The sequence below is a fragment of the Sphingobium sp. FW306-1B-F04DB genome (assembly GCF_058781925.1).
In genome coordinates, this window is sequence record NZ_JBYSXE010000018.1 from 42,005 (window position 1) to 65,351 (window position 23,347).

Here is a 23,347-nt window from a genome sequence, read left to right on the forward strand (position 1 = left end):
CTCATTCCGCCGGCGCGGGGCGTTGCAGCGCCGCGTCGAGTTCTCGCCCGACAGCTTCGGGCGAACCCGTATAGCGGGCCAGCCGCTGATACAGGATCGGAATGAGGAAAAGCGTAATGAAGGTGGCAATGGCAACCCCGAAAACGATCACGACGCCGATCGCGGTACGTGATGCCGCGCCCGCCCCGCCGACGATGACCAGCGGCACCGCACCCATCACGGTGGCGATCGAGGTCATCAGGATAGGACGAAGACGCCGCGCCGCGGCCATACGGATCGCCTCGGCAATCTCCCTGCCCTCGTCGCGCAGCTGATTGGCGAACTCGACGATCAGGATGCCATTCTTGGCGGCGAGACCTACGAGCATGACGATGCCGACCTGGCTGTAGAGGTTGATCGTTTGCCCCGTCAGCGCGAGCCCGACGACGCCGCCCGCGACCGCAAGCGGCACGGTGGTGATGATCACCACCGGGTGCACGAAGCTTTCGAACTGCGCGGCGAGCACGAGGAAGACGATCAGGATGGTGAGCCCGAACACGACCCAGATCGATCCGCCCGTTTCCTTGAACGCCTGGCTCTGGCCGCGATAGCCGATCGCGGTCACCTCGGGCGAGGCATTGGCCTGCAGTTCGAGGAAGGTCAGTGCTTCGCCCAGCGTATAACCGGGGGCAAGACCACCCGAGAGCGTGATCGCGCGCATCTTGTTGAACCGGCCCAGATCGCGCGGCCCCGCGGTTTCGCGTGTCGTGACGAGGTTGGACAGCGGGATCAGTTCGCCCGTGCGGCTGCGCACATGGATCTGCGCCAGATTGTCGAGCGACGAGCGTCCTGCCGCCTCGGCCTGGACGATCACGCGATATTCCTCGCCACGGTCGATATAGGTCGACACGCGCCGAGAGCCCAGCAGGCTCTGGAGCGCCTGACTGACATCCTCAACCGAAACGCCGAGGTCGCCCGCACGCTGGGTGTTCACCTCGATGCGCAGCTGCGGCTTGGTTTCCTTATAGTCGGAATCGAGGTTGACGATGCCGGGATTGGACGCCGCGGCGGCGAGGATGCGGTCGCGCGCGATGGCGAGCTCCTCATAGCTGTTGCCCGCGATCACGAAGCTGATCGGGTTGTTCTGGCCGCGTCCGCCGATCGCTGCGCGGACCGAGGCATTGCCGCGGATCGCGGGCTGCTGGCGCAGCTTGGCATTGACCTCGGCCGCGACGTCCTGCGTCGTCTTCGTGCGTTCTTCCCAGGGCTTCAGGAAGATCACGAAGTTGCCGCTGTTGAAATCGTCGCTGGTCCCAAAACCGCCTGGGGTGCGGGTGACGACGGTGCGGACCGTTCCCTCCTGCAGCAACGGCAGGATGGCCTGCTGCGCCTGCAGCATGTAACGGTCCATGGTGTCGAAGCCCGTGCCCTCGGGCGCACTGACCTGTGCCTGCACGATGCCGACATCCTCCTCGGGAATCAGCTCGGACTTCATGAAGGCGAACAGCACGCCGGCCGCCGCGAGGAAGAGCAGCGTAGCCGCAACCGGAACCAGCGGCTTCGAGATCGCCCTGTCGACCACGCGCGCATAGGTCGCCTCGACGCGCTGGAACCGGTCGTCGATCCACTGGGTGAAGCGCCCACGCTCCTCGTGCCGCAGTAGCTTGGAGCACAGCATCGGTGAGAGGCTGAGCGCGAGGAAGCCCGAAAAGGCGATGGCCGCGACCATTGCGACCGCGAGCTCGCGGAAGAGCAGCCCGGTCTGTCCGGCGAGGAACATCACGGGCACGAACACCGCGCAGACGACGACCGTCGTCGAGATGACCGCGAAACCCACCTGCCGCGTGCCGCGGAATGCGGCGACCAATGGTGGTTCGCCCTGCTCGATCCGGTGATAGACATTCTCGAGCACGACGATGGCGTCGTCGACGACCAGGCCGATGGCGAGCACAAGCGCGAGCAGGGTCAGCAGATTGATCGAATAGCCGAAGAACCAGAGTACCGCGAAGGCGCAGAGCAGGCAGATCGGCACCGTCACCGCGGGGATCAGCGTCGCGCGCCAGCTTCCCAGGAACAGGAAGATGACGAGCACCACGAGCACCGCGGCCTCGGCCAGCGTGTGCCACACGCGTTCGATTGCGCGGCTGATGAAGAGCGACTCGTCCGAGCCGATGTTGAACTGCATGCCCTCGGGGAGATTGAGCGACGCGGCCTCGGCCTTGGCGCGCTCCGCAACTTCGAGCGTGTTCGCGCCCGACTGGCGGACGATGCCGAGCCCGACCGCAGGCTGACCGTTCAGCCGGAATTGCGAATACATGTTCTCGGCATTCTGCTCGACGCGCGCGACGTCGCCCAGCCGCACGAGATAGCCATCGGCCCCGCGCCCGACCACGAGCTGCGCGAACTGTTCGGGCGTACCGAAGGGCCGGTCGACCCGCAGCGTGACGTTCTGGTCCTTGGATTCGATGCGCCCCGCGGGGAGCTCGACATTCTGCGTCCTGAGCGCGGTCTCTACGTCGGCGGGCGTCATCTGGAAGGCGGCAAGCCGCTCGGCGTTGAGCCAGACGCGCATCGACGGGCGCGCCTCGCCGCCCACGAACACGCGCGCGACACCGTCGATCGCCGAGAAGCGATCGACCAGATTGCGGTCGACATAGTCGCTGAGCTGGAGGCGCGACCAATCGGGCTTGGAAAAGACGAGGAACAGGATCGGCGCGGAATCCGCGTCGGCCTTGCGCACTTCGGGCGCCAGCGCCTCTTCGGGAAGGTCCTCGATCGCAGAGCTGACACGGTCGCGCACGTCATTCGCTGCCGAATCGATGTCGCGGCCGGGATTGAATTCGATGCTGATGGCCGACTGGCCGTCGCGCGAGCGCGAGGTGATGGCGAGGATCCCCTCGATGCCAGCGAGCTGTTCCTCGAGCACTTGCGTGATGCGCGTCTCCACCACGCTCGCGGCGGCGCCGGTATAGACGGTCTCGACCGACACAACGGGCGGGTCCGTATCGGGATATTCGCGCACCGACAGGCTGAAAAAGCCGACCAGGCCGACAACGCAGAGCAGCAGTGCAATGACCGTCGCGAAGACCGGACGGCGGACGGAGAGATCGGACAGCTGCATGGCTCGCCCTATTTGCGCGCCGACGCCGACTTCGCGCTTTTGGCGCCGGCCAGCGTCACCTGCATGCCGTCGGCCAGCTTGACGACCCCTTCGGTCACCACGCGTGTGCCAGATTGGAGCCCTTCTACGATTTCGACCATACCATTTTGCCGTGCGCCCGTCCGCACGGAGGTGCGCTTCACCTTGTCACCTGCCCCCACCACATAGACGAAGCTGCGATCCCCTTCGCCGACCAATGCCAGCTCGGGAACCGCAGGCGCGGTGCGCGCCGCGCCTTCCACCACCACCGTCATCAACATGCCGGGCTTGAGCAGCAGTTCGGGATTGGGCAGCACCGCACGGACGGTCACCGCGCGGGTCGCGGGGTTGATCACGGGATCGATGCTGCGCACCTGCCCGACAAAGCTGCGATCGGGCCACGCCGCGGCGACCGCCTTGATCGACTGGCCCTGCCTCAGCGCCGACAGCAGCGTCTCGGGCACCGCGAAGTCGAGCTTGATCTGAGAAATGTCGCTGACCGTCGCGATCGTCGTGCCCGAGGTCACGACCGCGCCCTCCGAGATCGTGCGCAGCGACACCCATCCCGAAAACGGCGCGCGGATCACGCGATCGCCGATCGACGCGCGCGCCTCCGCCGCCTGTGCGCGCGCCGACGACGCCAGCGCCGACTGCGCATCCACCGCCGCGTTGGTGGCAAAGCCGCGTTGCTTGAGCTGCTGGAGGCGTCCGAGTTGCTGCTGCGCCTCGCGTGCACGTGCGCCGGCGTCGGCGAGCTGGGCGTCTTCCTGCCCCTGTGCCAGTGTCGCGATGACCTGACCCGCACGGACAAATCCGCCGTCCGGGAAATTGACGCGCGTCAGCCTTTCGGTCACGGGCGCAGCCAGCGTCACCTGCTCATTGGCGAGCGCGGTCCCGATCGCGTCGATCCGATCGACGAATGGTCGCGAGGAAACCGCCTCTGCCTTCACCAGCGGCACGGCACGATTGGCCCCTGCATTGCCGTTGCCGCTGCCGCAGCCGGCCAGCAACGCCACGGGGGCGAGGAGGAGATACACTTTACGCATGGGACCAAGCGTCGCTAGTGCGCGGCGGAGCGCTTGGCAAGCGGCCCAGTTGTCGCAATTTGTCGCGGGCTAGCGATGCGCCGCGATGAGGAATTCGACATTGCCCTCGGGGCCCTTGATCGGGCTTTCGATTACGCCCTCGACCGACCAGCCCCTGGCCTGGATCCATTGGCGCACTTCGTCGCAGACGCGCGCATGGACCTCGGGATCGCGCACGACGCCGCCCTTGCCCACTTCGTCGCGCCCCGCCTCGAACTGGGGCTTGATGAGTGCGAGGAGGCGCGCGCCGGGCGAAGCGAAGGTCAGCGGCGTTTCCAGCACCTTGGCAAGCGAGATGAAGCTGGCATCGCAGACGAACAGGTCGATCGGTTCGGGAATATGCGTCCGTGTCAGGATCCGCGCGCTGGTCTGCTCATGCACGACGACGCGCGGGTCCTGCCGCAGCTTCCACGCGAGCTGGTTGGTACCACTGTCCACTGCGTAGACGCGCACTGCGCCGCGGGTGAGAAGTACGTCGGTGAATCCGCCTGTCGACGAGCCGACATCCATCGCGACCGCGTCCGTCACGCCCCAGCCGAAATGCTCGAGCGCGTGCGCCAGCTTGATCCCGCCGCGCGAAACCCAGGGATGATCACGGCCGCGCACCTCGAGCGGCGCGTCGTCGGGGAGTGGCTGCCCCGCCTTTTCGATCTTGCGCTCGCCAGTAAAGACAAGGCCCGCAAGGATCAGCGCCTGCGCGCGCGTCCGGCTCTCTGCCAGGCCACGATCGACGAGGAGTTGATCAGCGCGAAGCTTGGGCATGCAGGATCAGGCGCGCGCGCCTTCGATCACACCGCTGGAATTGTGGCGAAGCGCCTTCAGCACCGTATCGATTATGTGCGGCGCGTTGAGCCCCGCCTCGTCATATTGCTTCTCGGGCTTGTCCTGATCCTGGAAGAGATCGGGAAGCCGCATGGTGCGGAGCTTCAACCCGGCGTCGATCAGCCCGCTGTCGCTGGCATAGGTCAGCACATGCGCGCCCAGGCCACCGATCGCGCCTTCCTCGATCGTGACGGCAACCTCGTGCGTGGTCAGCAGCTTGCGGATCAGCGCCTCATCGAGCGGCTTGGCGAAGCGGAGGTCGGCCACGCTGGTCGAAAGACCCATCGCGTCCATCTGATCGGCCGCTTTCAGCGCCTCCTCGAGCCGCGTCCCCAATGAGAGGATCGCGACCTTCTTGCCCTGGCGCACGATACGCCCCTTGCCGATCTCGAGCTTTTCCGGCGTTGCCGGGAGCGCCACGCCGGTGCCGTTGCCGCGCGGGTAGCGCACCGCGATCGGCCCGCTGTCATGCACCGCACAGGTGTGCACCATATGGACAAGCTCAGCCTCGTCGGCCGCCGCCATCACGACGAAATTGGGCAAAGTCGCCAGATAGGTGACGTCGAAGCTGCCCGCGTGCGTCGAGCCGTCGGCGCCCACGAGCCCCGCGCGGTCGATGGCGAAGCGCACGGGCAGGTTCTGGATCGCGACGTCATGGACCACCTGGTCATAGGCGCGCTGCAAGAAGGTCGAATAGATCGCGCAGAAGGGGCGCATGCCCTGCGCCGCGAGCCCCGCCGCGAACGTCACCGCATGCTGCTCGGCGATGCCGACGTCGAAGCTGCGGTCGGGGAACAGCTGCTGGAACTTGTCAAGGCCCGTGCCCGACGGCATCGCTGCGGTGATCGCGCAGATCGTATCGTCGCGTTCCGCCTCTGCGATCAGCGCCTTGGCGAACACCCCGGTATAGCTGGGCGGCCCCGGGGGCGCCTTGGCCTGCGCGCCCGTGATCACGTCAAACTTCTGGACGCCGTGATATTTGTCGGCCGCGGCCTCGGCAGGGGCATAACCCTTGCCCTTCTGCGTCACGACATGGACGAGGATCGGCCCTTCCTCGGCATCGCGTACATTTTCGAGCACGGGAATGAGCTGGTCGAGATTGTGTCCGTCGATAGGGCCGACATAATAGAAACCGAGTTCCTCGAAGAGCGTGCCGCCCATCGCCATGCCGCGCGCGAATTCGTCGGTCTTGCGGGCTGCGGCATGGAGCGGACGCGGCAGCCGCCGCGCGACGCGGCGGGCAAGGTCGCGCAGGCCCAGGAATTCACGGCTCGAAACGATGCGCGAGAGATAGGCCGACAGCCCGCCCACCGGCGGCGCGATCGACATGTCGTTGTCGTTGAGGATCACGACCAGCCGGTTGCCCGCCTGCTCGGCATTGTTCATCGCCTCATAGGCCATGCCCGCCGACATCGCGCCGTCGCCGATCACCGCGATCGCCTTGCCGGGCTTGTCCGCGAGCTTGTTGGCGATCGCAAAGCCCAGCGCCGCGCTGATCGAGGTCGAGCTGTGCGCGGCTCCAAAGGGATCGAACTCGCTTTCGGAGCGCTTGGTGAAGCCCGAAAGCCCGCCCCCCATGCGCAGCGTACGGATGCGATCGCGCCGGCCGGTCAGGATCTTGTGCGGATAGCATTGGTGTCCGACGTCCCAGATCAGTCGGTCATCGGGCGTATTGAAGACATAGTGGATTGCCGCGGTCAGCTCGACGACGCCAAGGCCGGAACCCAGATGCCCGCCCGTGGTGCCAACCGCCGAAATCGTTTCCGCGCGCAGTTCGTCGGCGAGCTGACGGAGCTGCCCCGGCTTGAGCTTGCGAAGATCGGCGGGCGTGGCGACGGTGTCAAGCAACGGCGTCGCGGGTGAATCGGACATGTTTTCCCTCTTTCAAGCCGCAGCATTAGCGCTCGCGCGCGCGGCTGTCGAACGGAACCGCTGTCGGGGAACCGTGCAGAAACGGTGCAACCGGGACGGTCCTATTCGCAATCGGCGCAGCGGCCATGCACCTCGATCACCGGGCGCTCGGGCGAAAAGCCCGCCTTGCGCGCCGCGGTCCGGACGCCCGCGGACAGGCTGTCGTCGTCGATATGCGTGGCCTGGCCGCAATTGTCGCAGACGAGGAAGATGCAATCGTGCAGGCAATCGGGATGCGCGTTGGCCACATAGGCGTTCACGCTTTCGACGCGCCGCGCCAGATTTGCGGTCACGAACAGGTCGAGAATGCGATAGACGCTGTTGGCAGCCACGCGGCGCCCCTGCGCACTCGAGACCGCCTCCGCAATGTCATAGGCCGAAGCAGGCTTGGCGAACCCCGCAAGCGCGTCAAAAACGCTTGCCCGCATATCGGTCCATTGCTCGCCCGACTTCTCGAACGCGATCTTCGCGGCATCGCTGAGCGCGATACCTTCATGCTCGTGATGGTGATGCTGTGCCATGGCCCGAATTTAGGCGCTTGGTGCGCCCGCGGCAAGCTTGGCGATCAAGGTCTAGAGCGTCGCGCGCCGGTTGAGATCGTGGCCGAGCGCGAGGATGCCCACGCCGATGATCGTATAAACCACCTCGCTGGCGTCATGCGACAGCGTAAGCGCACCCGCCATCACCCCGAGGCCAAGCGCCCCCACGGCAGAGGGCATCATGAAACCATGCTGCCAGATCCCGGTGCCGAGCGCCACGATACCGAACCCGATGGCGAAAATCAGGCCGACCTCATGTATGCGGTGATCGACCAGCAACCCGCCCGCCGAAGCGAGCAGCGCAACCAGTACCGCGCTCGCGATGCAATGCACGACGCACAGCCCCGACAGGCCAATGGCCAATCGGTCAAGCAGTCCAGCACGCGACACGAGGTTGTTCACACACGACTCCAGTTCGAACGCGCCGCATGTGGCACGGTCGCGTGCAAGTTACAACATAACATTTCAGAAAGCCACTGCTGTCACGTACTGGCAGCAGTCGCGCTATGATCGCATCAACGACGTGATTCGGGAGGATTCGCATGCTTGAAGGTGGCTGTCATTGCGGGGCCATTCGCTACCAGGTTTCAGGCGCACCCCAGCATAATGCGCTGTGCCATTGCACCGACTGCCGACGTTCGGCGGGAGCACCGCTTGTCGGATGGGCGCTGTTCGCAGCCGATGCGGTCAAAACAGTGCGTGGCGAACCGCGGACCCATGCATCATCGGAGAATGGCCGCCGCCACTTCTGCCCGGATTGCGGTACCGGGCTGTTCTACACCAACGAAGCTATTTTCCCGGGCATGATCGATATCCAGTCGGCCACGCTCGACGATCCCGACGCGATCGGTAAGCCCTCGGCGCAGATCCAGGTTGCCGAGCGCATCGGCTGGATGGCCGAGGCGCACGCGCTTCCCGAATTCGCCCGCTATCCCGAAGGCTAGAAGCACCGCATGCCCTTGTGCCTGTGAACGTGCCGCGGCATAGCCGCGGGCCATGTCGTTTGCCCGTCCCGCAAGTCCGGCGCCACAGCCGGCCAAACTGGCGCGCTGGCTCGCCTGCGTCGCCGTACTCGTCTTCCTCATCGTCGTCGTGGGGGGCATCACGCGCCTGACCGAATCGGGGCTGTCGATCACCGAGTGGAAGCCGATCAGCGGCATCATCCCGCCGCTGACCGACGCGGCGTGGCATGCCGAGTTCGACGCGTACAAGCGCATCCCCGAATATCAGCAGATCAACAACGGGATGAACCTTGCCGAATTCAAGCACATCTTCTTCTGGGAATATATCCATCGCCTGCTCGGCCGGCTGATCGGACTCGCCTTTGCGCTGCCGATGCTCTGGTTCTGGTGGCGGCGGGCGATTCCGAAGGGCTATGGCCCGCGCCTGACTGCGTTGCTTGCTCTGGGCGGACTACAGGGTGCCATCGGCTGGTGGATGGTGTCGTCGGGGCTCGTCGAGCGCACCGATGTCAGCCATATCCGCCTTGCGGTCCACCTGCTGACCGCGTTCACCATTCTCGGCGGGCTTACCTGGACCGCGATGGATCTGGCGACGCTTGCGCGATATCCGAACGCGAAGCCCGCGCGAATGACGGGTTTCGCTGCCTTTGCGCTGATCATTCTGTTCCTGCAGCTGCTGCTCGGCGCGTTCACCGCAGGGCTCAATGCGGGCTTTGCCTTTTCGAGCTGGCCCAAGATGGGCGACGAATGGTTCCCCTCGGCGACACCGATGCTCGAGCCCTTTTTGCGCAATCTGGTCGACAACCCGATCGTGGTGCAGTTCGTCCACCGCTGGTTCGCATGGATCGCGGGCGGCGTACTCGTGCTGCTCGGCCTGCGCTGCCGCTGGATGGGCAGGCCCGCGGCGATGACCAACCTCACGATGCTTGTCCTGCTCCAGATCGCGCTTGGCATCGCGACGCTGCTGACGGGCGTGAACATCATCATCGCCACCGCGCACCAGGCGGTCGGCGCGCTCCTCGTCATCGCGGCCACGATCGCCGCCTTCACGCTGGGACAACGCCGGGGATGAGCGCGATCGTCACCGTCTATGCGGTTTTCGGATCGCAGGAAGAGGCCGAGCGGATCGGGGCGACGGTGATCGGGGAAAGGCTGGCGGCGTGTGTCAATATCCTCGCGCCGTGCCAGTCGATCTACCGCTGGGAGGGCACGGTCGAACACGCGACTGAAGTCCCCGCCCTGTTCAAGACCACAGGCGAGGGTGCGAAGGCGCTGGTGGCGCGGATTGCGGTACTGCACAGCTATGACGTGCCCGCGATAACCGTCTGGCCAATCGCGCACACGCCCGATAGCTATGCCGACTGGGTGAAGCGCGAAACGGGGGACTGACCGCATGGCGAGGCGTCCATGGGCCATATCGGCACTTTCACTGCTGCTCCCCTGTCCCGCGCTCGCGCAGCCCGTCGCTGCCAGCTTCACGCCACCCGTCGACCGCGAGATCCGCTTCGAGGTGATCGAGACGCGCCACCGTCAGGGCAACCCGCTGGTCTTCAAACTCGACCAGCGCGCGCGCTTCGCCCGCGAGGGCAGCGGCTATCGGATGACGGTGACGCTGCATTCGGCGAAGGCGGACGCTCCCGCCGCCATCGCACAGCGCTTCGATGCTGCCTTCCGTCCCTTTGTCGGGCTCGAAACCACGCTGCTGCTGTCGCACGAGGGCAAACCGCTGGGGCTGGCCGATGAGGCGGCAACGTGGAGCCGGGTGCTCGCCGCGATCGAAAAGCTCAGGGCGGAAGCCGCGCTCAAGCCCGCGATCGCCAACGGCATCGAATCCGTCCTTGCCAGCATCGCTGCATTGCCGCCCGAGGCGCGCTCGGCCAAGCTGATGGAGAATCTGCTTCGGCTCGTCGGCTATGCGCTACCGCCCGTGGCGCCGGGCGACACTGTCGAGAGCGGCGACGCGCGCGAAGGCGCCTCGGCGACGCTCAAGGCCGTGGACCACAGCACGCTGACCTATACCGTCCGGACCAGCCGCCAGTTGCAGGGCAACGCGACGCTTGCAAGCGACGGCGAACTCGTCGTCGAGCGCGCGACGGGCCTGCTGCTCCGCTCGAGCACGCGCGAGCGCGTGGTGACCGGCGTCCGGACCGCAGGCGATGAGCCCGATGCGGTGATCGACGTCAAACGCCTCCAATGACCTTAGGGTATCATAATACCCGTTTGTAATCCCGCGGTTTCGCTTGACTTAAGCACCACAACACGTCATCAGGCCGCCGTTCGCACCGCCCCGTCACACGGGCGGTTCGTTTGTTTTCATTGCATGAGGTCTAGCACCATGAAGGCGCTGATGAAGACCACCAAGTCGATCAAGCCGGCTGAGGTGGAAAAGAAGTGGCATCTTATCGATGCCGATGGCCTGGTGGTCGGTCGCGTTGCGACGATCATTGCCAATATCCTCCGCGGCAAGACCAAGACGAGCTTCACCCCGCACGTCGATTGCGGTGACAATGTCATCGTCATCAACGCGGACAAGGTGCGCTTCACCGGCAAGAAGCTGCAGGACAAGGTCTATTACAAGCACACCGGCTATGCGGGCGGCATCAAGTCGATCACCGCGGGCAAAGTGCTCGAGGGCCGTTTCCCCGAGCGCGTGCTTGAAAAGGCGGTCGAGCGCATGATCCCGCGCGGTCCGCTGGGCCGCCAGCAGATGCGCAACCTGCGCATCTATTCGGGCGCCGAGCACCCGCATGAGGGCCTGAACCCGACCGTGCTCGACGTCGCTGCCATGAACCGCAAGAACAAGGTGGGCGCATAATGTCCGATACCCGTCAATCGCTGTCCGACCTCAAGGACATCGCCGCCGGCGCCGCGGCTGAAGCTCCCGTCGCCGTCACCGCCGCTTTCGACGCGCCCGTCCAGCCTGCCGCGCCACTGCGCGAGAAGGAAGTCGACGCGCAGGGCCGTGCCTATGCCACCGGCCGCCGCAAGGACGCGGTTGCCCGCGTCTGGCTGAAGCCCGGCACCGGCAAGATCACGGTCAACGGCCGCGATCAGGAAATCTATTTCGCACGCCCCACGCTGCGCCTCGTTATCAACCAGCCCTTCGGCGTCTCGGACCGCGAGGGCCAGTATGACGTCGTCTGCACCGTCAAGGGCGGCGGCCTTTCGGGCCAGGCCGGCGCGGTCAAGCACGGTATCGCGCAGGCACTGTCGAAGTTCGAGCCCGCGCTGCGCGGCGCGGTCAAGACGGCGGGCTTCCTGACCCGCGACAGCCGTACCGTCGAGCGCAAGAAGTACGGCAAGGCCAAGGCCCGTCGCAGCTTCCAGTTCTCGAAGCGCTGATCCGGCGCCGACATACGGAACAGACAAAGGGCGGTGCCGCTGGCGCCGCCCTTTTTCGTTGGGCATATTGCCCAAGCCCACCGGTAGGACTGGCATGACCCCACGCGAACTGATCGATACCGCGAAGATCCCCGGCGGCGAGGAACTGCGACTGTTCCGGCGCGGCAGGGACTTCATGATCGTGCTCGACCGCAACGAGCTGATGAGCACGCGGATGAGCGGGTCGGAAGAGGCGCTGGCCGTGATGACGTGCGCGCGCCTCGGCAGGCGCAAGGCACCGCATCTGCTGATCGGCGGTTATGGCATGGGCTTCACGCTGCGCGCGGCGCTTGCGGCGCTGCCCGGCGACGCGCAGCTGACCGTGGCCGAACTGGTTCCCGAGATCATCGCATGGGCGCGCGGTCCGATGGCGGAGCTCGCCGCCGGCTGCCTTGATGATCCGCGTGTGCGGCTGTTCCAGGGCGACGTAGTCGCGCCGATCGCGGGGGCGCGAGAGACGTTCGACGCGATTCTGCTCGACGTCGACAACGGCCCCGACGGGCTGACGCGCGATTCGAACGACCGGCTCTATTCGATGCGCGGACTGGCCGCGGCGCGCGCGGCCCTCAAGCCCGGCGGTGTCCTCGCGATCTGGTCGGCGGCGCCAGACCCGGCGTTCACCCGCCGGCTGAAGGATGCGGGCTTCCTCACCGAGGAGGTCGCGGTGCGTGCGCGCAGCAACGGCAAGGGGGCGCATCACGTGATCTGGTTCGCGACAAGGGCCGGGCGCTGAGAAACACCGTCCGCAGCCCATACCGCGACGCGTGTACCCGACCAAATTTTCGTTTCGCAGCACGCCCCGTCCCGGCGCGTTAACCATTCGCCGTTCCGCCCGGGCGGCGCAATTGACTTGCCGCCCGCTCCCCATCATCTGCTTGACATATATCAAAGGCAAGCGCGTGGTTGCGGGTCAGAGACGGACAGCACGCTAGTCGGGGGGTGATCAGAGACGCGCATTTGCGCGCTTCCGCGACACCGACCGCCCATATCCGGACGTAGATGTTCAGTACGCTTTGCGTGCGCGGCTTTGCTGCCGCGTTGCTTTTCCTCGCCGCCGTGACGGCCGCTCCGTCTTTCGCCTCAACGGTGCCTGCTACCTCGGTGGCGACACCCGCCGCCGTTGCAGCACCCGCCGCCACGATCACGTCGACGGTACAGCCGACCGCCGGGACGATCCGGCTTCCCGCTGTGTCGCAGCCCGCGCCCGCAGCCCGGGCCGCCCTTTCACTCCATGATCGCGTGCTCGCCTTTGTCGATTATGGCAAACAGGATGAGCAGCTCGAATGCCTTGCCGGCGCGGTCTATTTCGAGGCGCGCGGCGAACCGCTCGAGGGCCAGCTTGCCGTGGCGCAAGTCGTGCTCAACCGCGCCGCCTCCGGCGTCTACCCCCCGTCGATCTGCGACGTCGTGACCCAGCCCGCGCAATTCTCGTTCATCCGTGGGGGCAAATTCCCGAAGATCGACAAAAGCAGCGACCTTTGGCATCGCGCGCTCGCGATCGCGGACATCGCACGCAAGAAGCTGGCCCGGGAAATCGAGTCCGACGTGCTGTGGTATCACGCAAATTATGTCGCGCCGTCATGGGGACGCCGCCTCACCCGCGTCGCGCAGCTCGGCCGCCACATTTTCTATAACTGACGCCCGCTATTCGGCGCGCTCAACCGCCGCGAGCGCATCGGGGCTCCACCCCCCGCCCATCGCCTGATAGAGCGCGATCAGCGCGTTGAGCTCCTCGGCGCGTGTCTGCACGAGGACGAGTTCGGCCGCGAGCAGGCCGCGCTGCGCGTCGAGCTGCTCGAGATAAGGCGAATAGCCCGCACGGTAGCGGTTGGTGGCGAGCTGCAGCGCGGCGGCGAGCGCGTCGCGCTGCGCGCGGACATGCTCGAACTGTTCGGAAAGTCGCTTCTCGGCAGCCAGATTGTCCTCGACCTCGCGAAAGGCGGCCAGCGCGGCGCGACGATAGACGAACGCCGCCTGATCACGCTGTGCCGCGGCACTTTCGGCCTGCGCGGTGAGCCGCCCACCCTCGAAGATGGGCGCGAGGACACTGCCGCCAACCGACCAGATCGTGATCGGGTCGCCGAGCAGCGTCGAGAAGGCCGCGCCCGCCGCGCCGCTCAATCGCAGCTGCGGCAGGAACCGCTTGCGCGCGGCCGCCAGCGATTTGTCGGCGGCTGCAAGCTGATACTCGGCCTGCGCAATATCAGGGCGCCGACGTAGCAGGTCTGAAGGCAAGCCCTCGGGGATGGCGGGTTCGGCCAGTTCGAATAGCGGAACACCGCGCTCGATCGGACCGGGAGTTTCCCCGACGAGCTGGCGGAGCGCATTTTCCTGGCGCGCGATGTTGAGCTCGATCTGGGGAATGATTAACGCCGCGCCCTGATATTCGGCCTCGGCCTGGCGCAGTTCGAGCAGTGGCGAATAGCCGGTCGAAGTGCGCGAGCGCGCGAGGCGCATCGCCTCCGCGCGCGATTCGAGCGTGCGCCGCGTCACCTCCAGCCGCGCGTCGAGCGCGCGCAGCGTGACATAGCCACTGGCGGCGGCCGACGCGACCGCGAGTTCGATCGTGTCATGCGCCGCGCGGCTGGCAAGCCAGGCCGCCCTGCCCGCCGCCGCCTGATCGGCGAGGCGCCCGAACAGGTCGACTTCATAGGCGGCCAGGAACTGCGGCTGCGCCGCGGTCTGCTCGACGGGCTGGCCAAAGGCATTGACGCTACGCGAACGTGCTGCAGCCGCTCCGGCATCGAGCGTTGGCAGCAGCAGCGAGCGCGCCGCCATTTCCTGCGCACGCGCATCACGCACGCGCGCTGAGGCGATGGCGATTTCGGTGTTGTTGGCGATCGCGCGTTCGACGAGGCGCGTCAGCACGGGATCGCCGAACGCCTGCCACCACGCGCGATCGAGCGGTGCCGTGGACGTAACATCGGTGCGCCACTGCGCGGCGGGCTCAAGGGGGGAGACCTGAGCGGTTTCGATCGCGGGGCCCGCACAGGCGGATAACGGGAGGGCGGCGGCGAGCAGCAGCATGGTTGCGCGCTTCGGCATCATCAGTCCCTCGTGTAGATCCGCGCGACCACCGACATGCCCGGACGCAATCGCGCCGCGAGTTCCTGGCCCCGATCGATCCTGATCCTGACCGCGATCCGCTGCGCCACCTTCACGAAATTGCCCGTCGCATTGTCCGGCTTGATCACCGTGAACTCCGAGCCCGCAGCGGGCGCCATGTTCTCGACCCGGCCGGTGAGCTTCGCGCCGCCAAGCGCATCGACACGAAAGCTGGCGCGCTGGCCGATCCGCATTTTGTGCGTCTGCGCTTCCTTGAAGTTCGCGATGACCCAGCGCTCGTTGGGAACGAGGAACATGAGCTGCGTGCCCGCGGTGACGAACTGGCCGTTGCGCACGCCGATCTCGCTCAGCTGGCCCGGCTCGGGTGCGCGGATGACGGTATGGTCGAGGTCGATCTCGGCAAGGTGGAGTTGCGCGCGCGCGCCCTCGACACCGGCCTTGAGCCCGCCGCGACCGACCGTGACCGATCGGATGTCCTGTCGCGCGATCTCGCGCGCCGCATGCGCCTGCCTCAGCTGTGTCTGCGCCTGTCGAAGCGCGGCACGCGTCTGATCACGCTCGCGCGTGGCAATCGAGCCGTCAGCGACCAGCGCGTCAGCACGGCGCATATCGGCCTCTGCGCGCAGCAATTGCGCCTCGGCATTGGCGATTGCGGCATCCTGTGCCAGCGCGTTGGCCTCACGCGAGCGCTCTGCCTGCGTCGAATTGTCAAGGTTGGCTATCTGCGCCGAGACGTTCGCGCTCCCCTGCTCGACGCGCGCGCGATAGATACGATCCTCGATGCGGACGAGCACCTGTCCCGGCTGCACCTGCTGGAAATCCTGGACGGGGACCGCGGTCACGTAACCCGAGACCTGTGGACTGATGATCGTGGTGCGCCCACGCACATAGGCATTGTCGGTCTGCTCGACCCAGCCCGCAAAGGGCGGAAGCCGCCACGCGTAAAGGATGGTAAGGATCGCGGCGAGCACGAGCAGCAAAATAACCGCGATCGTCTTGCGATCCTTGAGCGGCGGGCGCCACGACGCGGGGGCGGGCTCAGCTGGTAGATTTTCACTAGCAACGGATTCGGACATGGGGGCTGCCGCCTTTTGTTCTTCGTCTTCTTTCATCACGTGCGCTTCGCGTTGCTTTGCTCAGCCGCTGCCGCCGCCATTGCCTGCATGCGCTCCGCCAGCACCACAACGGGCGATCGCTCGCCAAGCCGCCACATGCGGAACTGGATCATGACACCCCACACAAAGGCAAGACACGCCAGAACCCCGATCAGCATGAACACGTCGTTATACGCAAGGACATTTGCCTCACGCGTGATCTGTGCGCTCAGGAGCTGGGCGCCCTGGGCGTTGGACAGCACGGGATCGGTCACCACCCCGCTCACGGCGCGTGCGCCTCCCGCGATACGCTGGGCGACCTGCGGATCGGTCATCACGATGTGCTGGACGAGCTCATGTGAATGGAATTTCTCCCGGATCGTCTGGAAGGTGCCGAGAAAGGCCGGGCCGATCAGGCCACCAAGATTCTGCGTCGCGCCGAAGATCACGATCCAGCTGATGAAATGCTGGGGCCCGGCAAGCAACGTGCGCGCGATGCCGATGATCATCGCGGGCCCGATGAAATAGAGCGCGGCAAAGGCGATCAGCGCCTGGCTGAAATAGAGATTGTGCGGCCGCGTCAGATTGGTGGCACCCGCATCCATGAAGGCGCCGATCGCGATCAGCACGCAGGCGATACGGATCGGCCGGCCGAGATTCGCCGGATTGAAGGTCAGGATTGCAGTGGCCATCCCCGCCAGCGAGGCGAGGCAGACGATAATGTAGAGCGTCTGATATTGATCGGTCGACATTCCGAGCGCGGAGAGAAGGCCGATCGAGCCGAAGGTCTGCTCGGACAGCAGGATGCGGACCGAGATCGCGATGAAAGCGATGCGCATGATTTCGCGCGTTCCCATCCAGCGCGTGTGGAGCAGCGGATTGGCGCGGTAGTGCTCGACGAACAATGCCGCGCCCAGGAGGATGATCGCGCCGACCAGCGCCCAGCCGATCCACGCCGCATCGGTCCACCATACGATCCTGCCGAGCGCGAGCACCGAGCAAAACAGCACTATGCCGGGAAAGAACAGCGCGACGGTCACCAAATCGGTCTTCTCGAAAACCTTGCTGCGTTCGCTTGGGGGCAACGGCAGCGCGAGCAGCGCAGCAAGCGTCGCGAGCGCCAGTCCGAGCTCGAAGAAATAGCCCATGCGCCAGTCGCCCCATTCGAGCAGCGAGGGTGCGAGCACGCGCGCGAGCGGCACCGCGAGTTGCGGGAAACTGACACCGAGCGCGACGCCCAGCAGGCGCTTGGGAGCGGGCATCGCCTGCAACATGCAGAGCACGCAAAGCGTCGTGAGGCCGCTCGCCGCGATGCCGCTGACCGCGCGGATCAGCAGCGCGCTCCAGAATTCATGGACGAAGAGATGCGCCAGCGTCGACAGCGCGTAGATGCCGAGAATCCAGCGCACGAAGGGCTGCAGGCCGAACTGCATGCGTAATTTGATCAGCAGCAGATTGGCGCAGATGTTGGTCATCACATAGGCCGCCGACAGCCACTGGGCCTCGTCGCTGTAGAGGCCGAGCGATCCCTGCAGGAAACTGAGATTGGTCGTGATGAGCGCATTGCCCAGCCCGCCGGTGATGCCGGCAAGCGCGCCGATCAGGAAATAGCTGACCTGCCTGCGGACAGGGTGATCGGGATTGAAAGGAGACCCGGGCAGGGTCGGCCGTTCATGCGGCTTGAATTGATAGGGCGTCGATGCGGCCATGGACGCGCTGTCCCCGAATAGGTGCGACTCGTCCGCCTTATCCGCCCCGTCTGAGGCAATTGCAACGTGCCATGTTGCAGTGCGGCACGTGGCTTGCGGCGATCGATCGGGCGTGGCAGCAAATTATCATGAAATGGACAATGGCGCTTGCGGTCGTCCTCGTCGCGACCATCGTGGCGGCCCCGCTATGGCTTGGCGGGACGACCGCACCGGGCCTGCTCAACCTTGCGCACCGCATGACGCTGGGCGGCGCCGGTACCAGACGCGTGCTGCATGGAGTCGCCTATGGCGCAGGTCCGCGGCACAGACTGGATGTGTATCGTCCCGCCGATCCTGCAACCGACGCGCTGCCTGTGCTCGTCTTCTTCTATGGCGGCGGGTGGGACAGCGGGCGCCGTCAGGATTATCGCTTCGCCGCGGAAGCCTATGCGGCGCGGGGCTTCCTCGTGATCTTGCCCGATTACCGGCTCGTGCCCGAAGTCCGCTTCCCCGGATTTGTCGAGGACGCCGCGGCGGCGGTGCGATGGGCGCACGACAATGCCGGGCAATTGGGCGGCGATCCTGAGCGAATGGTACTCGCGGGTCATTCGGCGGGCGCACATATCGCGATGCTGTTGGCACTCGATCCTCAATGGCTGACCAATGCCGGCGTCGATCCCCGGCGGGTGCGCGCCGCCGCCGGACTTGCCGGTCCATACGACTTTTACCCCTTCACCACCGCGGCCGCGATCGAGGCGTTCAAGGGCGCGCCTGACCCGCGAGCGACCCAGCCCATCAATTTCGCGCGCCGCGACGCGCCGCCACTCTGGCTCGCGACGGGCTCGGAAGACACCGTCGTCAGGCCGCGCAACAGCCGCGCGCTCGCCGCCGCCCAGTCGCGCTTCGGTGTGGCCGAATATCGCGAATATCCCGGGCTCGATCACAGCGATAGCATCATGGCGCTGGCCCGGCCCTTTCGGGGAAAGGCACCGGTTCTGGCTGAAAGCACCGCATTTCTGAAAGCGCATGTCGCGCCGCGCGCAAAGCTCGGGCAGCAGTCCGTCACGGCCGAGGCGTCGCAATAGGGCCGCCATGTCTGAGGCATGGCGGCCCTACGGCGTTCCCGAGGTGACCCTCGATGCAATCATTTCTATCTCGAAACGAATAGGTTACGCCATACGCCAAACGGGTTAGACCTTATGCCGCCAAATTCGCAGCGACGCTGTTGACGCCGCTGCCCCTGTCGTGGCACTTGGCGAACGTCTCGCCAGCCTCGCTGCAGAACGGCCTGCAAAACAGGGAGCGACGAGAACACGCAAAGCCGCGGAAATTACGGCATTGCGGGTGTAGCTCAATGGCAGAGCAGAAGCTTCCCAAGCTTACGACGAGGGTTCGATTCCCTTCACCCGCTCCAGTCTTCCGGCCGGTCAGGCAAGCGCCTCGCCACTGAGCCGCTGAGCGTCGGCGAGCAGAAGCCGCATATTCTCATCGGCGCTGCGGCGTCCCCTGCACTGGCCCTCCACCGCGACGCGAAGCTTCATCGCCATCGCGGCGATCGATGGCGCGGGGGTGGCAAGCATGTCATCAACAGCGTCGTTCACGACACCGACCAGAACATCGTGGCGCGCCCTGACCGGTTCGAACACCGCACGCGCCTTTTCGATCTGCATCTGCGCGATCGTGCCTTCGCGGGGCTCGGACTCGCCAGGCCATTTGGCGCGCACCGCCATGAAGGTGCGCCGCGCGGGTTCGAGGAACTCCTGGTCGAAGCCATGCAACTCGGCCATCGCCTGTTCGAAGGCGGCGCTCACATTTTTCCAGCGGCTCAGGCTGACCGGCGCAGTCTGAAAGGCCAGACGCGTCGTGTTGTAGACTTTCATCATCCCACGCTCTCTAGGCTTCCCCGTCAGTGAATAACGACGCACGCCGGCTGACAATGTTCCCGGCAGCCCGGACGCGACGGATCGACCCGATCGGGCGACCAACACGCTTTCGCATTGGCCTTTGGGCGCGGCTGCGATATGCGGACAGCGACGCGCCGGTGCCCGGCAAGGGCATAATAGGGAATGCGGTGAAACTCCGCGGCTGTCCCTGCAACTGTAAGCGGCGAGCGTGATGGACACGCCCTTCGGGATTCTCCCGGCGGGCAGCCACTGGAGCCGAGGCTCCGGGAAGGCCCTGCACCACGTGACGACCCGCGAGCCAGGAGACCTGCCGGAGCGTGTCGCTCTTGCTTTGACCCAGGGGCTGGTCAGGGCACGGATATCCGTCGGGCGACGCCAGTGACTGGAGGAGCCGCATGACCGATACCGACACCGACGCGCAGCAGCGTCACAAGGAAAAGATGCAGAAGGTGCAGGCCGCGCACCGCAAGCGCGTGGCGGCAGCGACGCGGGAAAAGGGCCTCGTCATCGTCCATACCGGCCCGGGCAAGGGCAAGACCACCGCCGCGCTTGGCCTCGCCGTTCGCGCAATGGGGCACGGGATGAAAGTGGGCGTCGTCCAGTTCATCAAGGGCGCGATGAAGACGGGCGAGAAGGCTGTCTTCGACGCCTTTCCCGACCAGATCGAGTTCAAGCCGATGGGCGAAGGCTTCACCTGGGACACACAGGATCGCGCGCGCGACACCGAGATCGCGCGGATCGCATGGGACGAGGTGAAGCGGATGCTGGGTGATCCCGCCTATGGCCTCGTCATCGCCGACGAGCTCAACATCGTGCTGCGCTACGACTATCTGCCGGTCGACGAGGTGCTCGACGCGATCGCGGCTAAGCCCGGGATGACGCATTTCGTGATCACCGGCCGCAACGCGCCCGAGGCGCTGATCGAGGCGGCCGACCTCATCACTGAGATGGCGCAGGTCAAGCACCCCTTCCGCGCCGGGATCAAGGCGCAGGCGGGGATCGAGTTCTAGTGGCGCGCGGCGAGTTGTTCGCGCAGCCGCTTCACGGCCGCCGGGTACGACGGCCCGCCGCACACTGTCATCGCCTGGGGCAGGCTGATACGCGGGATGTCGGCGATGGCGGCGTGGTGGAGCATTTCGGTGCCTTGGTCGGTCACGGTATCGGTCGCGCTCTCGACGATCAGATAGTCGGGCCGCGCGGCCACCATCTCCTCGAGCGAGACACGCGCGAGCGCGGGCTTGTCGAGCTTTGTCGCGAGGTTGGTGAGGCCCGTGCGGCGCATCATCTCGTCGACCAGCGTGCCCGTGCCCGTCATGTAGCCGCGGCGCTGGTAATAGGCCGCGACCGGGCGTGGTCCGGTTCTCGCGACTGGCGCCGCAATCTCGGCTTCCATGCGACGGATCAGCGCCTCGCCGCGCTCGACATGGCCAAGCGCCTTTGCCACCTCGCGCACCTGCACGACGATCTGCGTCCAGCTCTCCGCGGGCGGAAGGTCGAGAAAGGCGACGTCGTGCCCCTTCAGCAGCGCGAGCGTGTCGTGGCGCTGATAGGGACTGGCGATGATCAGGTCGGGCTCGAGCGCGAGCACTTCCTCGGCGCTGCCGCGGCTGATCGAAAAATGCTGCGCCTGCCGCGCCAGCCAGGACATTTCGGGATCGCGCGCATTGTGCGTCAGCGAAGCGATCTGCCCGGGATCCGCCAGCGCCATGATGTACTGATCCGCACACAGGTTCAGCGAAACGACGCGGCGCGGTGTGGTCTCGGCGGCGGGCATGGTCGCAAGGCCGAGCGCGGCGAACATCGAGGCGAAGAAGGCGGTGATCGTTTCGAACATGCGCGCTTGGTGACGCTAAACGGCGCTGCGATCAAGGTCCTCCCCGGAACGGGGAGGGGGACCGCCGGAACGGCGGTGGAGGGGCTGGTCGAAGGCCGCTCCATTTCGCGACTGCCCCTCCACCAGCCTGCGGCTGGTCCCCCTCCCCGTGCCGGGGAGGATCTGGGGCGATGAACCGCGCGTTTCTTCTCGGCGGACTGGCGTTGCTCGCGCTCGGCGCCGGTTTCGCATCGCTCGCGATCGGGCCGGCCGATCTTCCGCTGGCGCGCATCATCGCCGCCGCAACGGGCGCCGACGACAGGATCGCCACGACCATCCTGTTCGAGTTGCGCCTGCCGCGCATGCTACTCGCGTTGATCGTCGGCGGGATGCTTGGCGGCGCTGGCGCGGCGCTGCAGGGCTATCTCCGCAACCCGCTTGCCGAACCCTCGGTGATCGGCGCCTCGACCAGCGCATCGCTGGGTGCGGTGATCGCGCTCTATTTCGGCTTCGCACAGATGCACGCGGCGATCCTTCCGCTGTTCGCGATCCTTGGCGCACTCGCCTCGCTCGTCGCGCTGTTCGCCTTTTCCGGCAGGTCGGAGAGCCCACTGACGCTGATCCTCGCGGGGATCGCGATCAGCACGCTCGCGACCGCCGGGGTCAGCCTCGCGCTCAACCTGTCGCCCAATCCCTTTGCAGCGATGGAGATCACCAACTGGCTGCTGGGTGCGCTTGAGGACCGGTCCTTCCAGCATGTCTGGATCGCACTGCCCTGCGTCGTGATCGGGCTCGTATTGCTGCTGTGGAACGGGCGCGCGCTCGATGCGCTGACGCTGGGCGAGGACGGTGCGCGCGCGCTGGGTGTATCCTTGCGAAGGACGCGGCTGAGGCTGCTGATCGGCGTCGCGATCGGCGTGGGTGGCGCCGTCGCGGTGTCGGGATCGATCGGGTTCATCGGGCTCATCGTGCCGCACCTCGTCCGCCCGCTCACCGACCGCAGCCCGAGCGCGGTGCTGCTCCCCGCGGCGCTGGGCGGCGCGGCCTTGCTGGTGACGGCCGACATCCTCGTTCGCATCATCCCGACGACCAACGAACTCAAGCTCGGCGTGGTGACCGCATTTCTGGGTGTCCCCGTCTTCCTCTTCCACCTCGCACGGGAGCGCCGGCTATGGTGACGCTTTCGATCAACGATCTGCACGTCGCGCTGGGCAAACGCGCGGTGCTCCACGGTATCGACGCTGAACTCCAGGGCGGCCAGCTCGTCGGGATCATCGGCCCCAATGGCGCTGGCAAGTCGACGCTCGCGCGCGCGGTGCTGCACCTCGTCGAGCCCATGGGCGGCACGATCCTTCTCGATGGTGCGGAGGTCACGACAATGTCGCGCGACGCGATCGCGCGGCGCATCGCCTATCTGCCACAGGGCCAGACGCTCCACTGGCCGCTCACCGTCGAGCGGCTGGTCGGGCTCGGCCGCCTCCCCCATCTCGCGCCCTTTTCGCGGCTGACCGACGCCGACGGCGCGGCAATCGCGCGCGCGATGGAGCAGGCCGATGTGACCACGCTCGCGCACCGCAACGCGCTCGAGCTGTCGGGCGGCGAGCGCGCCCGCGTGCTGCTCGCGCGCGCACTCGCGGTGGAGGCTGATATACTAATCGCTGACGAGCCGCTCGCAGCGCTCGACCCCGGACACCAGTTGCAGGTGATGGACCTGCTCGCCGCCCAGGCGCATGCCGGCAAGCTCGTGATCGCGGTGCTCCACGACCTCACCATGGCAGCGCGCTATTGCGACCGGCTGCTGCTCGTCGACCAGGGCCAGCTCGTCGCCGATGGCAATGCCGATGCGGTGCTGACCGAGGCGCTGCTCGAACGCGTCTATGGCGTGCGCGCATGGACGGGCGCGGGCAACGGCCATCGGATCATCGTGCCGATGGAGCTGACCTGAGCCCCGCCCCGCTTGACCC

Annotated in this window: 23 protein-coding genes, 1 tRNA gene and 1 riboswitch; of the genes, 13 read left to right on the forward strand and 11 right to left on the reverse strand. The window is 66.2% G+C overall.

Going from position 1 to position 23,347, the window contains the following annotated elements; genetic code table 11:
• Position 1: 1 nt before the first annotated feature.
• The 6 genes from AC3WJD_RS10485 to AC3WJD_RS10510 all read right to left on the reverse strand — a co-directional run bounded on the left by AC3WJD_RS10485 (position 2) and on the right by AC3WJD_RS10510 (position 7,877).
• A complete protein-coding gene (locus AC3WJD_RS10485) occupies positions 2 to 3,100 on the reverse strand; it encodes an efflux RND transporter permease subunit (protein ID WP_492746564.1) in 3,099 nt (1,032 codons plus the stop codon).
• 8 nt (positions 3,101 to 3,108) lie between these two features.
• The gene (locus AC3WJD_RS10490) at positions 3,109 to 4,164 is read right to left on the reverse strand and encodes an efflux RND transporter periplasmic adaptor subunit (RefSeq protein WP_492746565.1); all 1,056 of its coding nucleotides are present in this window, start codon (positions 4,162 to 4,164) and stop codon (positions 3,109 to 3,111) included.
• Between the two features lie 69 nt (positions 4,165 to 4,233).
• Positions 4,234 to 4,965, reverse strand: coding sequence for a TlyA family RNA methyltransferase (locus AC3WJD_RS10495; RefSeq protein ID WP_492746566.1), 732 nt, complete (start codon positions 4,963 to 4,965; stop codon positions 4,234 to 4,236).
• A gap of 6 nt (positions 4,966 to 4,971) precedes the next feature.
• Entirely contained in the window at positions 4,972 to 6,897 is a 1,926-nt protein-coding gene (gene dxs, locus AC3WJD_RS10500; protein WP_492746567.1) for a 1-deoxy-D-xylulose-5-phosphate synthase, read from the reverse strand.
• Positions 6,898 to 6,998: 101 nt separating this feature from the next.
• The gene (locus AC3WJD_RS10505; protein ID WP_492746568.1) at positions 6,999 to 7,457 is read right to left on the reverse strand and encodes a Fur family transcriptional regulator; all 459 of its coding nucleotides are present in this window, start codon (positions 7,455 to 7,457) and stop codon (positions 6,999 to 7,001) included.
• A gap of 51 nt (positions 7,458 to 7,508) precedes the next feature.
• Complete coding sequence (locus tag AC3WJD_RS10510; protein WP_492746569.1) at positions 7,509 to 7,877, reverse strand: MerC domain-containing protein; 369 nt, start codon at positions 7,875 to 7,877, stop codon at positions 7,509 to 7,511.
• A 140-nt stretch (positions 7,878 to 8,017) separates the two neighbouring features.
• Here AC3WJD_RS10510 and AC3WJD_RS10515 point away from each other — a divergent pair, with 140 nt between their 5' ends.
• The 8 genes from AC3WJD_RS10515 (at position 8,018) to AC3WJD_RS10550 (ending at position 13,456) form a co-directional block, all read left to right on the forward strand.
• Entirely contained in the window at positions 8,018 to 8,419 is a 402-nt protein-coding gene (locus tag AC3WJD_RS10515; RefSeq protein ID WP_492746570.1) for a GFA family protein, read from the forward strand.
• A 52-nt stretch (positions 8,420 to 8,471) separates the two neighbouring features.
• Positions 8,472 to 9,509, forward strand: a complete 1,038-nt coding sequence (locus tag AC3WJD_RS10520) for a COX15/CtaA family protein (protein ID WP_492746571.1) — start codon at positions 8,472 to 8,474, stop codon at positions 9,507 to 9,509.
• A complete protein-coding gene (cutA, locus tag AC3WJD_RS10525; protein WP_492746572.1) occupies positions 9,506 to 9,826 on the forward strand; it encodes a divalent-cation tolerance protein CutA in 321 nt (106 codons plus the stop codon). The genes AC3WJD_RS10520 and cutA overlap by 4 nt, the downstream gene beginning before the upstream one ends.
• A gap of 4 nt (positions 9,827 to 9,830) precedes the next feature.
• Positions 9,831 to 10,634, forward strand: a complete 804-nt coding sequence (locus AC3WJD_RS10530; RefSeq protein WP_492746573.1) for a hypothetical protein — start codon at positions 9,831 to 9,833, stop codon at positions 10,632 to 10,634.
• 138 nt (positions 10,635 to 10,772) lie between these two features.
• On the forward strand, positions 10,773 to 11,252 hold the full coding sequence (gene rplM / locus AC3WJD_RS10535; protein ID WP_492746574.1) for a 50S ribosomal protein L13: 480 nt from the start codon (positions 10,773 to 10,775) through the stop codon (positions 11,250 to 11,252).
• Positions 11,252 to 11,779, forward strand: a complete 528-nt coding sequence (gene rpsI / locus AC3WJD_RS10540; protein ID WP_492746575.1) for a 30S ribosomal protein S9 — start codon at positions 11,252 to 11,254, stop codon at positions 11,777 to 11,779. Before rplM ends, rpsI begins: the two co-directional genes overlap by 1 nt.
• A gap of 94 nt (positions 11,780 to 11,873) precedes the next feature.
• On the forward strand, positions 11,874 to 12,551 hold the full coding sequence (locus AC3WJD_RS10545; RefSeq protein ID WP_492746576.1) for a spermidine synthase: 678 nt from the start codon (positions 11,874 to 11,876) through the stop codon (positions 12,549 to 12,551).
• A 266-nt stretch (positions 12,552 to 12,817) separates the two neighbouring features.
• Positions 12,818 to 13,456 (forward strand): cell wall hydrolase, encoded by a 639-nt coding sequence (locus AC3WJD_RS10550; RefSeq protein WP_492746577.1) that lies wholly within the window; start codon positions 12,818 to 12,820, stop codon positions 13,454 to 13,456.
• A gap of 6 nt (positions 13,457 to 13,462) precedes the next feature.
• Here AC3WJD_RS10550 and AC3WJD_RS10555 read toward each other — a convergent pair whose 3' ends face one another.
• The 3 genes from AC3WJD_RS10555 to AC3WJD_RS10565 are packed head-to-tail and all read right to left on the reverse strand — an operon-like array spanning position 13,463 to position 17,687.
• The gene (locus tag AC3WJD_RS10555; protein WP_492746579.1) at positions 13,463 to 14,866 is read right to left on the reverse strand and encodes an efflux transporter outer membrane subunit; all 1,404 of its coding nucleotides are present in this window, start codon (positions 14,864 to 14,866) and stop codon (positions 13,463 to 13,465) included.
• The gene (locus AC3WJD_RS10560; RefSeq protein WP_492746580.1) at positions 14,866 to 15,960 is read right to left on the reverse strand and encodes an HlyD family secretion protein; all 1,095 of its coding nucleotides are present in this window, start codon (positions 15,958 to 15,960) and stop codon (positions 14,866 to 14,868) included. The genes AC3WJD_RS10555 and AC3WJD_RS10560 overlap by 1 nt, the downstream gene beginning before the upstream one ends.
• A gap of 35 nt (positions 15,961 to 15,995) precedes the next feature.
• Positions 15,996 to 17,687: an MFS transporter gene (locus AC3WJD_RS10565; RefSeq protein WP_492746581.1), complete on the reverse strand. Its 1,692-nt coding sequence runs from the start codon at positions 17,685 to 17,687 to the stop codon at positions 15,996 to 15,998.
• Positions 17,688 to 17,815: 128 nt separating this feature from the next.
• Here AC3WJD_RS10565 and AC3WJD_RS10570 point away from each other — a divergent pair, with 128 nt between their 5' ends.
• Both AC3WJD_RS10570 and AC3WJD_RS10575 read left to right on the forward strand, forming a co-directional pair.
• On the forward strand, positions 17,816 to 18,751 hold the full coding sequence (locus tag AC3WJD_RS10570) for an alpha/beta hydrolase (protein ID WP_492746582.1): 936 nt from the start codon (positions 17,816 to 17,818) through the stop codon (positions 18,749 to 18,751).
• 255 nt (positions 18,752 to 19,006) lie between these two features.
• Positions 19,007 to 19,080: transfer RNA gene (locus tag AC3WJD_RS10575), tRNA-Gly, on the forward strand.
• Between the two features lie 13 nt (positions 19,081 to 19,093).
• Here AC3WJD_RS10575 and AC3WJD_RS10580 read toward each other — a convergent pair.
• The gene (locus AC3WJD_RS10580) at positions 19,094 to 19,549 is read right to left on the reverse strand and encodes a hypothetical protein (protein ID WP_492746583.1); all 456 of its coding nucleotides are present in this window, start codon (positions 19,547 to 19,549) and stop codon (positions 19,094 to 19,096) included.
• A 139-nt stretch (positions 19,550 to 19,688) separates the two neighbouring features.
• Positions 19,689 to 19,899, forward strand: a riboswitch (cobalamin riboswitch).
• Between the two features lie 66 nt (positions 19,900 to 19,965).
• On the opposite strand from AC3WJD_RS10580, the gene cobO reads away from it, so the two are divergent.
• A complete protein-coding gene (cobO, locus tag AC3WJD_RS10585; RefSeq protein WP_492746584.1) occupies positions 19,966 to 20,580 on the forward strand; it encodes a cob(I)yrinic acid a,c-diamide adenosyltransferase in 615 nt (204 codons plus the stop codon).
• Here cobO and AC3WJD_RS10590 read toward each other — a convergent pair.
• On the reverse strand, positions 20,577 to 21,404 hold the full coding sequence (locus tag AC3WJD_RS10590; RefSeq protein WP_492746585.1) for an ABC transporter substrate-binding protein: 828 nt from the start codon (positions 21,402 to 21,404) through the stop codon (positions 20,577 to 20,579). The two genes, cobO and AC3WJD_RS10590, sit on opposite strands and share 4 nt — an antisense overlap.
• A gap of 170 nt (positions 21,405 to 21,574) precedes the next feature.
• On the opposite strand from AC3WJD_RS10590, the gene AC3WJD_RS10595 reads away from it, so the two are divergent.
• Both AC3WJD_RS10595 and AC3WJD_RS10600 read left to right on the forward strand, forming a co-directional pair.
• On the forward strand, positions 21,575 to 22,561 hold the full coding sequence (locus AC3WJD_RS10595; RefSeq protein ID WP_492746586.1) for a FecCD family ABC transporter permease: 987 nt from the start codon (positions 21,575 to 21,577) through the stop codon (positions 22,559 to 22,561).
• Entirely contained in the window at positions 22,555 to 23,328 is a 774-nt protein-coding gene (locus tag AC3WJD_RS10600) for an ABC transporter ATP-binding protein (protein ID WP_492746587.1), read from the forward strand. The genes AC3WJD_RS10595 and AC3WJD_RS10600 overlap by 7 nt, the downstream gene beginning before the upstream one ends.
• Positions 23,329 to 23,347 lie beyond the last annotated feature (19 nt).